This window comes from Halomonas sp. MCCC 1A11062, from assembly GCF_021404355.1.
Lineage (GTDB): Bacteria > Pseudomonadota > Gammaproteobacteria > Pseudomonadales > Halomonadaceae > Halomonas > Halomonas aerodenitrificans.
The window spans coordinates 1-12821 of record NZ_JABFTW010000020.1; the positions used below are offsets into that span (position 1 = coordinate 1).

The following is a 12821-nucleotide window of genomic DNA, read 5'->3' on the forward strand; positions in this document are numbered from 1 at the left end:
GCACTTCCAGAAGCTGGAACTGGTCGTCAGCAACGTCAAGTTCCAGGACGGGGAGCAAGTGGTTGATCAATCAGACAGGAATGCGGCCTGATCGCCATCCACCAGATTTGACGATAACTCCGGTTCACCCGCGCGATGGCCTGCATCAGGTTATGGCCCTTCATCGGCTTGTCGACATACATGGTATGACAACAGGGTGCATCGAAGCCGGTCAGCCACATGTCTCGCACTATCACCAGCTTGAGAGGATCGTCGGGATTCTTGAAACGTGCCTCCAGGCGTTTCTTGGTCTTCTTGTTATAGATATGCGGCTGTAATAGTGCCTTGTCGGCAGCGGAGCCGGTCATCACGATCTTGATCACGCCCTTTTCCGGATCGGGATCATGCCACTCAGGGCGCAGAGCGGTAATCTCGTTGTAGAGGTGAGCGCAAATCTCGCGGCTCATCGCTACGATCATTGCCTTTCCAGTGATGGTGGCATTGCGCGTCTCGAAATGCTCGATCAAATCGGCGGCCACCTGTTTGAGACGTGGCTTGGAACCAACCAGCTTTTCCAGGCGGCTCCACTCCCCCTTGGTGCGCTCGCGGTGGCCAATGTCTTCCTCGTCCTCAATGACCTCCTCGACCTGATCGGATAACTGTTCGATCTCGGCCTGGTTGATCTCGAGCTTGGCCAGCCGCGATTCATAGTAGATCGGCACCGTGGCGCCGTCTTCCACCGCATCCTGAATGTCGTAGATGGAAACGTAATCGCCGAAGACAGCGCGGGTATTCTTATCTTCACTATCAATCGGCGTACCGGTGAAGCCAATGAAACACGCGTTGGGGAGCGCATCGCGCATATGCTTGGCGTAGCCGAAGGTGTAGCGGCCACTTTGCTTGAGGTTGGCCTTCAAGCCATATTGGCTACGGTGGGCTTCGTCTGAGATCACCACAAGATTATGGCGATCATTGAGTACCGGGTGTTTTGACTCCCCTTCCAGCAGGGTGAACTTCTGAACCGTGGTAAAGATGATCCCGCCTGCCTCGCGTTCGGCAAGCAGGCCGCGCAGGGTATCGCGGTCGTCGGCCTGCCTCGGCTCCTGACGCAGTAGCTCGCGAGCAGCGCTGAAGGTAGCGAAGAGCTGGCCATCCAGGTCGTTGCGATCGGTCACCACGATCAGTGTCGGGTTATTCATCTCCGGCTGCTGGAGCAGCATACCCGCATAGCAGCACATGGATATGCTCTTTCCTGAGCCCTGGGTGTGCCACACCACTCCGGCCTTTTTGCTGCCTGGCACTACCCTGTCGCCATAATTGGCACGGCGCTCCGCCACATGCCGGGAATCGTCCGGTCTGGCGGCGATCACCGTGGCCCTCACCGCTTCGCGCACCGCATGAAATTGATGATAACCAGCGATTTTCTTTACCAGCTTCTCGGCATCGCTCTCGAACAACACAAAGTAGCGGATGTAGTCGAGTAGCAGCTCACGGTTGAAGAACCCCCTTACCAGAGTCTCGAGCTGCCACTCCAGCAGCGGCTTGTCATCCTCGTGCTTGATGGTACGCCAGGGCATGAAGCGCTCTTGACTCGCTGTCAGCGAACCCAGCCGCGCATTGTAACCATCACTGACCACCAGGGCTTCGTTGGTAACGAACAGCTCGGGCACTTCCTCCTTGTATGTTTGCATCTGGTGGAAGGCGTCCCAGATATCGACCTTCTCGTCGGTGGGACTTTTCAGCTCCAGCACTGCCAACGGCAGCCCATTGATAAAGGCGAGCAAATCAGGCCGGCGAAGTTGCTTGCCTCCAGCGATGGTGAACTGATTGATGACACGAAAGCGGTTGGCATCGACCTGGGCAAAGTCGATCAGGAAGGCGTGGTCATGTTTTTGTCGATCATCACACTTATAGGTGACCGGCACACCTTCCACCAGCAGACGCTGGAAGGCGCGGTTATTCACCACCAGATCAAGACTCCCAGGATGCGCCACCTGGGCCAGCACCTGCTCCACGGCATCCTCCGGTAGCTGTGGATTCAGGCGCCGGACCGTCGCATCTAGATCGCCCAGCAGCAGTACCTGGCGGTAATCCTGACGCTCCGGCGTATCGCCATCAGGAGCGATATCCGGGCCATGGGAGATCTCCCAGCCATTATCGGCGAACCACCCCAGGCAAAGCTGTTCCAGTTGACTCTCACTGATCATCGCCTGGCTCCTCGGCCACATAGGCCTGGCTGGGGTGATTGGGCTTGGTGGGATAGAGCAACTTGAGCCGCCGCGCCCTGACCAAGGGTTGCAGATAGTGCTTGCGCAACGACTCCGCCGAGCGATTCAACAAGCGCGTCAGCTCATCCAGCCGTAATGGACGCCGCGAGCAGAGTGCCAGAATTACCCCTTCCACCTTGGCCTTCGGTGCCTTGCCCTTCGTGGCAACCGGCTCTGCCAGTACCAGTAGCTCCTCCCAAGGTCCGGAGCTAGCACCCAAAGGTCCGGAGCTGGCACCCAAAGGTCCAGAGCTCGGCGCCAAAGGTCCGGAGCTTACGTCCAAAGGTTCAGAGCTGCCCTCGAAAGGTTCAGAGTTGGCACCCGCCCCCCCTTCCGCCATCTCCAGTTCCGTGAAGATATCCTCCAGGTGCGCATTGGGAAGGAAGTACACCGTGCCCCGCCCGGCGCCATTCCTCAGCATCAGCCTCTTATCCACCAGACCCGCAAATAGCTGGCTAAGGTCGCGAGGGTGGATATCCAGAATGGACATCATGCGGCCATGGTCCACCGTCTTCTCGATAGCGGCCGTCACCAGGATCAAGCGCTCCTTGTCGGTCAGTCTGGAGAAATCCTGCTCCCCTAGAGAGTCGCGCAGCTCGGCTAGCACCGACTCCGGCACCAGGCTGAGCATATGTAGCTCCAGCAAGGTCTGGTCGGAAGGCGAGTGAGCCTCGCGAAGTACCGGCTTGCGCCAGTGCTGGCTCGACCAGCCCTGGAATATCTTGGGCAGCCCCGAGCCAGCATTCTCACCCAGACCGATAAAGCGAAACATATTCTGTAGCAAACGATTGCGGCAGTCGCTGTTTCCCCCGGCCATGGCCTGATCCACCGGCACACGCATCAAGCCAGGGTTGCGAAAGCCGAACATGTCCGGTCGCTTGACTACCAGTATCGAGGCTCGCCCGGTGTAGTCCGCATGCACCAGGGTATTGACCAGGGCTTCACGCAACGCCTTGTGCACCAGGGTGTCATCTTGGCGCTGGTCTCCCTCAAGGGTGAAAGGCACCTTTAGATCGGCTGTCAGCTTGCGGATCACCCGACGATAGAAATCGAATACGTTACCCGACCAGCTACCATCCAAGGTCAACCGGTCGACCCAGCGCAGCTCGGCCTTGGGCTCGGGGCGCTCCTGGTAATCCAGCATGTAGTTGGGGAATGCTTCGATGATGGCGACCTGCTGTCCGAACATAAGCAGCCCGGCGCGGGTCAGTCCCGAGCGCTCGGTTTCACGGTCCTTGCGCCAGCCACCGATCTGATACAGAAACGCCTGGGCATCCAGTTGGTTCCAGGGGTGATCGGGCTGCAGGTTGGCATAGAGCTGGCGATACTGGTTGAAGCTGTCGAAGTCCAGATCGTCCAGGCCGAAGCCACGCAGGATCTCGTTGTCGCGGCTGTCTTCGACCTGCTCGGCCAGCATGCGCCGCACCTGCTCCTCATCCAGCAGATGGTCGGTGCTGTTGAAGCGCTGGTAGGTTCCGGTCAGGGGATTGCCACGCAGATAAACCGGCCGTTGCTTGCGGGTCGCCGCCGGCACATGAATATGTACGACGGCCTTGCCTTCGATCTCCAGGACACGCACCCAGCGATCGCGTAGCAAGTTGGCGCTGACCTTCTGGGTGTTGTTTAGCCCCGTCCAAAGTTCATCGAGCACCTTCTGCGGATCGGCAACACCCGCCAGCTCGAAACGGCCACCCGACTTCTCGCGTACCCCCAGGAAGATATTGCCGCCTTGGGTATTGGCGAAGGCGCTGTAGGTCGGCCAGAATTCCTTGGGCAGCGCCCCCTTGCCATCGCGCCCCTGGGCCAGCTTGCACTCCACGTCCACGCTCTCGCGCAGAGCCGCGATATCTTCCAGGGAGTCGATTTCAAGCATCGGCAACCTCGGCCACTTGCTCCTCGGTCTCGGGGATCGTCAGCTCGCCGGAGAGCAGTCTTGGAAGGAGCGTATCCCGAGTTGAGGCCAGCAACTTCGATTCTAAACTGTTGGAGTTAACCAGTTTGTAAAACACTTCAACATGCTCAGAAAAGCACTGCATGAGCTCAACCCGAGGCACTGCAAGCATAAGCTGCATTATCGCCTTTTTGTCACCACGAGGCATTTTGGCCCCCTTCGAAGTGAGCATCATATAATCGAAGAACCTGTCTTGGTAGAGGAGATTATATAGAAACTCGCTCGCGCCTTGGCATTTGCTTTCGAAGCAAAGGACATCCGGCGACCTCCCACCACTGTGACTGGCAAACCATATTTTCTTAAAATACGGACGAATATTTGATATCAGAATTTGCTTTGATTCAAAGCCTGGGACTGTAGCTGACGATGGTAGAGAAGAAGCAGAGCAGACTCCCCTCCTGTTTTCGAGCATATTTTCTGTGGAGACATAGGTCTCCTGTGACAACTCCACCGTCGAGATGCGGTTACTGGGGAAGGTGGCAATATCGCTAAGCTTGCCTACGCCCCACCCCTCCGGAATCTCTCCCAGCTCACTATCCTGCATCGACGCGGGGAATAGCTCAGCAGTGGCCTCTAGCTTGGCATACTGCTTTGGGTTATCATTTTTCAGGCGCTGAAGCTGCTTGAGACTCTTGCCGGAGATGGCCTGCATAGCGGCCAGCAGAGCGTCTTGTTCACTGCTGCCGGCTTCCAATGCCGCCACCTTTGCCTTGACCGGGTCGAAGTCGACAAACCAGCTTTTAAAGATGGCCTGGGCTATTTTTTCGAGCGTTTGGTTGATTTTTAAGTTTAGTATAAGCTTAGAAGCGAGGGGGCGATGCAGATCAGACACCCTTCGCTGCGCCCTCATATTTGGGAGAGAAATTGGCAGAGATTTCAGCACCCCGCCATTTAGATTCGGCATCGTGGCCCCTACAGCATGCGCCTTGAGCCAAGCAACACTCTTACCATCACTGACAGACAGGAACAAAAAATACGGATCTATCGCTCGCCTATTAACAACCCGAAGACAAATCAAACCTGTACCTGCAATCTGAGCTCTATCTTCCTCTTTAACTAGAGCAGAGAGCCCGCAGGCTTGAGCACCACGTCTAGCAAAAACAATGTCATTAGCTTGCAATCGATATCGATCCAGCTCTTCAGCTTTACTCAAGCTGATAACATTAAATTTAGACTTATCCAAAGCAGCGCCAACAATGGATTCAGCCGGAACTACAGTTACGCCATTTTCAGTATAGTCATGCTTATGGAGAGCACTACCAAATGGGCCTGTGAAGATTTTAACCCATCCCTTATTGACAAGGTCACCCAATGTTCTAATTCCAGGCATACCCCAGCCCCCCGAGGTTCCGCTTGATCTCCGCCTCCAGCCGATCGCTCTCTTCGAGCTGTGCCTTGAGCTGTGCGGTCAGGCGCGCCATCTTCTCGGCGAAGGGTTCGCCATCGTCCTCCTGCTCCGGGGCGCCGACATAGCGGCCGGGAGTGAGAACGAAATCGTGCTTTTTAATCTCCTCCAGGGTGGCAGCCTTGCAGAAGCCGGGCAAGTCCTCGTAGGCAGTACCGAAGTCCTCCTCGCCGCGCTGCCAGGCGTGGAAGGTATCGGCGATCTTGCGGATATCCTCGGAGGCGAAATCCCGCAACACCCGGTCCTTCATATAGCCGAGCTGGCGGGCGTCGATAAACAGCACTTCCTTGCGGCGTGCACGCTTCTTCACCTTATTGGGCGAGAGGCCGCCGCTCTTGTCCTTGGTAAGCAGCCAGATGCAGGCGGGGATCTGGGTGTTGGTGAACAGCTGCCCCGGCAGGGCTACCATACACTCTATCAGGTCGTCCTCGACCAGCCGGCGGCGAATATCCCCCTCGCCGCTGGTGTTGGAGCTCATGGAACCGTTGGCCAGCAGCAGCGCCATGCTGCCGGCCGGTGCCAGGTGGTGCAGCATATGCTGCAACCAGGCGAAGTTGGCATTGCCCTGAGGCGGGGTGCCGTACTTCCAGCGCGCGTCCTCGGCCAATGATTCGTGCCACCAGTCCTTGAAGTTGAAGGGCGGGTTGGCCATCACGAAGTCGGCACGCAGGTCCGGGTGCTGGTCATCGAGGAAGGTGTCGGCGTTCTTCTTGCCAAAGTTGAAGTCGATGCCCCGGATAGCCAGGTTCATCGCCGCTAGCTTCCAGGTGGTGGGGTTCGATTCCTGGCCGTAGACGGAAATATGCTTCTTCTGCTCCACGGGGTCGTAGTGTTGCTCGCTGGCGTGTTCTTCGATGAAGCGATCACTGGAGACGAAGAAACCACCCGAACCCATCGCCGGGTCATAGACACGGCCCCGATAGGGCTCCAGCATCTCCACGATCAGGGTAACGATGCTCTTGGGGGTGTAATACTGGCCGCCCTGCTTGCCTTCCGCCAGCGCGAACTGGCCGAGGAAATACTCGTAAACGTGGCCCAGGATATCCTTGCTGCGCAGATCGAGCTTCTGGCCCTGGTAGACCGGCTTTGAAAAGGAAGTATCGGAGAAGGAGTTGATCAGGCTGATCAGCTTGTCGTTATCGAGTTGGTACTGGCTAATGCGGTTGAGGATGCCCTTGAGCTTTTCATTGCTCTTCTCGATTTCGTCCAAGGCATTGTCGATCAGCCAGGAGACCGAGCGCAGCTTTACGTCCTTTCCTTGCGCGTCCTGCCACAGCACGGCGCCGACCGGCAGGGCCGCCTTCTCCTTGAGAGTGCTCCAGCGGGCGGCACGCGGCACCCAGAAGACGTTGGACTCACGATAGTAGTCCAGAACTTCCAGCTCCTCCTGTAGCGCTGCCTGGTACTCGGCATCGCTGTCGTAGTCATGACGGGGCAGGTGGTAGAGCTCATCGCTTTCGGTCTGGAACAGCTCACGCAGCTCATCCTGACGCGCCTCGAAGGCGTCCGATACATACTTGAGGAAGATCAGCCCCAGCACGATGTGCTTGTAGTTGGCGGCATCCAGGTTGGAACGTAGCTTGTCGGCGGCCTTCCAGAGCTTGTCGTCCAGTTCCTTGAGAAACTGCTGTTCCGTGGTATTCATCCATCCCCCGCTACCGACCCCGGACTATCCGGATTCAGTGTTCAAATATGCCGCATTGTATCAGTGCCCGCCCCCGCCTGGCCGCACGATGGCTAACTGTCCTTTCACGACTGATGTAACGCGTCCATGACTCTCTGCGCCTCGACGATCTCATGCTGATTGAAAACGCACACGCCGTGATGGCGCAGCAGCACCGCGGTGACGCCTGCTCCAAGTATTCTGGTGCCTGCAAAACTGCCATCGTAGATTTCCGTGCTGCCGCAAGAAGGGCTGTGCTCGGTCAGGACTGCCACCTTGATGTCATGCCGCTGGCATAGCTGTAGCGTCAGCGAGGCCCCGCTCAGGAAAGCCGCGGTGAGATTTTCACCGTGACGATCGACGACCTGCGCCGAGCCGGTCAGTACACCGGCCCCATCACCGGCGATGATTTCTGCAGGCGCCCTGGGTATGGGTAGGCCGGCATCGACCTCGGGGCACACCGCAACCACCCTGCCCTCAGCCTGCCATTGGGCAAGAATCTCCGACCCCGAGCTCTTGGCGCCACCGTCATAGCGAACCCGCTTGCCCAATAGGCAGGCACTAACCAGTACCTTCTCCATACCCTCCCCTCACGAGCCCTAACCGCAAGACTCAGCGATCCGGCGGCCTGTTCTTGAATGTACGTTATTCTCGACCCAGATAGCGCATCTTGGCGATACCTTCCAGCTCAGCCAGGGGAATGCTCAGTTCCGGCTGGCCAAGGGCGTAGGGGGTAATCTCGTAGACGTTGTACTTCACCACCCAGGCGGTTTCGAGCGGCGCCACGTTCTGGCTTGGATGAAATGGCCAACTGGCGGCGAACGCCTCGTCCAGTTCCTGATCTCTCAGCCAGCGCTGATGGGCCCGGGCCAGAGCCTCCTGGAAGGCCGGGGCCTGGCCGTCGAGCAGCATGTCGTCGAGCGTAACCTCGCTGCCCAAACGTTCATCGATGACCATGAACTCGGTCAGCGGCATGCCGTGGGCTTGCCCGGCATGGTAGACATAGCTGCCGAGTTCGATGACCAGCAGATCGTGATGGCGGGCCAGCACCTTCGCTTCGAGCGAGGCCTGGCTGGCGGCATGTGGCGGGGCATACTGCCGATCCTCTCTGGCCAGCGCGAAGAAAGCCTCGGCATAGGCTTCCCATGAGTCCCGCGGCCACTCGGTCTCGCCATCGGTTATGCCCTGCCCCATCGCCAGCAGCCTTGCGCGCAGCGTTTCACTCAGCTCTGGCGAGCCGGGGAAGTGCAGTGCCCTCACCTCCACCTCGGCGCACTGCTCCTCCGGGCAGTCGGACTCCACGAAGTGCGCCTCGACGGGCTCATGCGTCACCGCGGTCCTATCGTCCGGCTCCTGCTGTGCCTGGCAACCGGCCAGGAGCGACAGGCCCGCAGCCATCACTAAAATCTTGCGATACGACATTATGTTCCCTCCTTTCTGCCACCAAGGGCAGAGCGATGATAGCCACGCATCGCCTTTCCTCGTTGGGTGCGGTCCTGTTGCTGCGACTAGTCGGACTCGAAGATCTTTCATTGCCAGCGCATACTGCTCGGTAACGCTACCCGCCTCTACATAAGACATCGCCATGTTACCGTCACAGGATCCCCCGCTGCGCGTCGGCTTTATTCTATTGCCCCTGTTCACGTTAAACGCCTTTGCCGGTTTCATCGACTCCTTGCGGCTAGCGGCTGACAAAGGGGGCCGCAGCCGACAGATTCACTGTAGTTGGAATATCATGGGACCAGGGCCTGTCATCTCGAGCTGTGGGCTGGAAGTCCATCCGCAAACGACCTATCGCGACCCGAACCTTTTCACTCACATTGCTGTCTGCGGTGGCAACAACTATCTCGACCCTCATGAAGACAAAGCTCTCAGCCACTATCTCAAAGATGCCTATCGTCAAGGAGTCAAGCTGGTAGGAGTTTGCACCGGCACCTTTGCCATCGCCCGGGCTGGCCTGTTAAAGGGCCAGCGGGTATGCGTTCATTGGAACGTCATCAACGACTTCCGTCAGCAATTTCCCCATATCGATGCCACTCCCGATCGACTATTCCTCGAATCGGTGCGTGTCATCACCTGCGCCGGCTCCTCGGGGGCGACCGACATGGCGCTACATCTCATTCGCCGTGAGTGTGGGCCAGACAAGGCTCAGCAGGCAATTCGCCATATGATGCTGAATGGGATGCGCACCTCAAACTCGCCACAGACTCACTTCTTCGAGGCCATTCAGGATATACGCGACGAGCGGGTAAGGGTCGCTGTGTTGACCATGGAGCAATCGCTCAACACACGCCTGGACAGCCAGGCCCTGGCCAAGCGCATCAATCTCAGCCCACGCCAACTCGACAGGCTGTTCCAGCAGGAAATGGGCACCACTCCCATGCGCTACTTCAAGACCATGCGCCTGCGCTACGCCGAGTGGCTGCTGCAACATACCGACAGTTCGATCGCCGAGATCGCTGCCGAGTGCGGCTTTTCCGATGCATCCCACCTGGCGCGGGACTTCCAGGCCCATTACACCTGCAGCCCCAAGCAGTCTCGCCTCAAGGGACTGAGCAGCCAGGCCAGTGCTCAGGCTTCCTGAGCACAATTCAACCCACAAAGCACGTCTGAAACATTCTCTTTCTTGTCCGTTTTCTTCTATAAGCGGGCACCCCGCGGCCCTACTCTAGAGGCACGTGTTCGTTCACGTCAGTGACACGACTCCCTTACACAACAACTTCTGGAGCGTCACCATGAAACGCAAACTTCCCTACCTCTTGACAGTCATGGCAGTGAGTTTCGGTACTGCCGGTTCCGCAACGGCCGCCGAGCTCGAACTGCGTGCCGCCACGATAGGCAGCCAGCAGGGCATTCAGATGACCGGCCTCAATGCACTCGCCAGCCACGTAGCCGAAGCCACGGGTGACAGCGTCGAGGTGCGACTCTTCCACTCAGGCTCCCTGGGCGATCAGATCAGCAACATCGAGTCCCTCGATACTCGCACGATCGACATCGCCACCATCGAAACGCCGATCACCACCATCGACGAAGACCTGGGTATCCTCTCGCTGCCCTACCTGTTTCGCGATAGAGAGCATGTGAGAAACGTGTTCCTGGGCGAGATAGGCGACACCATCAAGGAACAGCTCCAGGGACAGAATTATCGAGTCATTGGCTTCTACGAGGGTGGGTTTCGTCATATCACCAACAATCGCCGTCCCATCGCCACACCTGAAGACTTGAGTGGCTTACGTATTCGCACCCCGGAAAGCCGCCAGCGGGTGGAAATGTTCAACGCCTATGGTGCCAACGCCTCACCATTGCCCTATCCGGAGCTCTATTCTGCGCTCCAGACACGCGTTTTCGACGGCCAGGAGAACCCGTTGGTCGAGGTCGAAGCCAGCCGCTTCTATGAAGTGCAGGATTATCTCTCGCTGTCGGGTCACGTCTATACCGTGGGCTTCCTGCTGATGAACGAAGCGCGTTTCCAGGACCTTTCCGACGAGGTACAGCAGGCGCTGCTGGAAGGGGGGCAAAAGGCCTTCGACGCCACCGTCGACTTCGGCGAGCGCGCCGACCAGAGCGTCATCGAACTGGTCGAGCAGAATGGCATGCAGGTCAACGAAGTCGATCTCGATGCCTTCATCGAAGCGTCCCAGCCACTGTGGGAGCGCTTCACCCAGGGCATGTCGGACGAAGCGCGCGAGCTGGTACAGCGCATCGCCGAGCATCCCTGAGCCTCACCGTCAGCCCGGCGGGCTGCCCTGGCCCGCCTCTTCCCTGCAGGAGCCTCCCATGCTTGATCGTTTTTTCGAAGCGGTCGCGGCACTGCTGTTGTCTGCCATCACCCTGCTCGCCCTGGCTGCCGTGATTGCGCGCTACGTACTCAATGCCTCGCTGTCCTGGAGTGCTGAAGTACTGGTGGGCCTGCTGGTCTACGTGACCTTCTTCTGCGGTTACCTGGCACTGCGCAAGGGTGCCCATCTGCGCATCGACGTGGTGGCCGCATGCCTGCCCGCCCGCGGCCAATGGGTTCTGTTCTTCCTCAATCAGGCGCTCATCGGTGTGGTCTGCGTGGTCATGGTGGTGTGGGGCCTTGAACAGACCCTCACCTTCTCCCACCGCACCACTCTGATGCTGGGTGCCCCCCAGTGGCTGTTCTATATCGCCGTGCCCATCTCGGGCGTGGGCATGCTACTGGAGCTGATTCGCCAGTGCATTGCCGCCGTCAAGGCCAAGGTGCCGCCCTATGAAGCCTCTCGGCAAGCCGCACTGGAGGAGAGTATCTGATGATCCTGCTTGCGATCCTTCTCGCCCTGCTCATCCTGATCGGACTGGCCATGCCGATTGCCTTTGCGCTGACCCTGGTCTCGATCGCCGTGCTGGCTTTCTCCGGTGTCGACATGCTGGTTCTGGTGCAGCGGCTCTACCGTGGGACCGAGTCATTCCCGCTGCTGGCGGTCCCGCTGTTCATTCTGGCCGGCCAGATCATGAATCACAGCGGCATCTCTGCACGCCTGATCGATCTCGCCCGTGCCCTGGTCGGTGCCATTCGCGGCGGTCTAGCCGCGGTAAACATCCTGACCTCGATGTTCTTTGCCGGCATGAGCGGCACCTCGATGTCTGATACCGCAGCCGTAGGCGGCGTCATGATCCCGCAGATGATCAAGCGTGGCTATTCGGCCTCCTTTACCGCTGCGGTCACGGCCTCGTCCTCCACCATCGGGATCATCATCCCACCCAGCGTGCCCATGGTCCTGCTGAGCGCCTACATGGGTCTTTCAACCGGCGCACTGTTCGCTGCCGGCCTGGTCGCTGGGGCACTCACCGCCCTCGGCCTGATCCTGATGGCCTGGTGGATCTCGGTGAAGCGCGAGTATCCCATCGAGTCCGCTTTCTCGCTGAGCGAACTGAGCCGTGCCTTCGTCGGCGCCCTGCCGGCCCTGATGATGCCGATCATCATTCTGGGCGGCATCCTGGGCGGCATCTTTACGCCCACTGAAGCCTCTGCAATAGCGGTCGCCTACGGCGTGCTGGCCGGCACACTGTTCTACCGCTCGCTTTCGCTACGCGCCCTCTATCTCGCGCTGGTGGAAAGTGCCGTGCTCACCGGGGCAGTGATGTTCGTGACAGCCGCGGCGCACACCCTGGGCTACACCTTCACCTATCAGAGCCTTGGTGAGTTGATCCTCGGTCCTATCGCAGCCCTCGACATGGGGCCGATCGGGTTCCTACTCATTCTGAGCCTGGTGCTGATCCTTGCCGGCACCTTCCTCGATGGGATCGCCATGATGTTCATCGTGGTGCCGCTGTTTCTGCCCAGCGTGCAGCTGCTCGGCATCGACCCTCTGCAGTTCGCCATGGTGGTGATCCTGTGCTGGGGCATCGGCCAGCAGACACCCCCCGTGGGCGCCGCGCTATTCATCACCAGCGTGATCTCCAAAGTCGATGTGATTCGCATCACCTACGCCAACTTGCCTTTCATCGCCGTGATGCTGTTCGTGTTGCTCGCCGTGATCGTCTGGCCGGAAGGCATCGTCATGAGCGTACCACGCTGGCTCGGCCTCTAGCCGC

The 12821-nt window shown here is 58.7% G+C and carries 9 protein-coding genes and 1 pseudogene; 4 read left to right on the forward strand and 6 right to left on the reverse strand.

The genetic code is table 11. From position 1 onward, the window contains the following. Positions 1–125: 125 nt before the first annotated feature. The 6 genes and pseudogenes from HOP58_RS17750 to HOP58_RS17775 form a co-directional block, all read right to left on the reverse strand. Positions 126–2207, reverse strand: a pseudogene (locus HOP58_RS17750) (type I restriction endonuclease subunit R); the annotation flags it as partial. Then, positions 2176–4119: an RNA-binding domain-containing protein gene (locus HOP58_RS17755; RefSeq protein WP_234261058.1), complete on the reverse strand. Its 1944-nt coding sequence runs from the start codon at positions 4117–4119 to the stop codon at positions 2176–2178. The pseudogene HOP58_RS17750 and the gene HOP58_RS17755, both read right to left, overlap by 32 nt. Further along, a complete protein-coding gene (locus HOP58_RS17760; protein ID WP_234261059.1) occupies positions 4112–5509 on the reverse strand; it encodes a restriction endonuclease subunit S in 1398 nt (465 codons plus the stop codon). Before HOP58_RS17760 ends, HOP58_RS17755 begins: the two co-directional genes overlap by 8 nt. A 4-nt stretch (positions 5510–5513) precedes the next feature. Then, a complete protein-coding gene (locus tag HOP58_RS17765; RefSeq protein ID WP_234261060.1) occupies positions 5514–7247 on the reverse strand; it encodes a class I SAM-dependent DNA methyltransferase in 1734 nt (577 codons plus the stop codon). A gap of 104 nt (positions 7248–7351) precedes the next feature. Then, positions 7352–7846 (reverse strand): DUF523 domain-containing protein, encoded by a 495-nt coding sequence (locus HOP58_RS17770; protein ID WP_234261061.1) that lies wholly within the window; start codon positions 7844–7846, stop codon positions 7352–7354. 64 nt (positions 7847–7910) lie between these two features. Continuing rightward, positions 7911–8687, reverse strand: a complete 777-nt coding sequence (locus HOP58_RS17775; RefSeq protein ID WP_234261062.1) for an RsiV family protein — start codon at positions 8685–8687, stop codon at positions 7911–7913. Between the two features lie 313 nt (positions 8688–9000). On the opposite strand from HOP58_RS17775, the gene HOP58_RS17780 reads away from it, so the two are divergent. From HOP58_RS17780 to HOP58_RS17795, 4 genes are all read left to right on the forward strand, one after another. Beyond that, positions 9001–9849, forward strand: coding sequence for a helix-turn-helix domain-containing protein (locus tag HOP58_RS17780; RefSeq protein WP_010629947.1), 849 nt, complete (start codon positions 9001–9003; stop codon positions 9847–9849). 151 nt (positions 9850–10000) lie between these two features. Continuing rightward, the gene (locus tag HOP58_RS17785) at positions 10001–10984 is read left to right on the forward strand and encodes a TRAP transporter substrate-binding protein (protein ID WP_010629948.1); all 984 of its coding nucleotides are present in this window, start codon (positions 10001–10003) and stop codon (positions 10982–10984) included. A gap of 58 nt (positions 10985–11042) precedes the next feature. After that, a complete protein-coding gene (locus HOP58_RS17790) occupies positions 11043–11537 on the forward strand; it encodes a TRAP transporter small permease (protein ID WP_010629949.1) in 495 nt (164 codons plus the stop codon). Beyond that, entirely contained in the window at positions 11537–12817 is a 1281-nt protein-coding gene (locus HOP58_RS17795) for a TRAP transporter large permease (protein WP_010629950.1), read from the forward strand. Before HOP58_RS17790 ends, HOP58_RS17795 begins: the two co-directional genes overlap by 1 nt. Positions 12818–12821 lie beyond the last annotated feature (4 nt).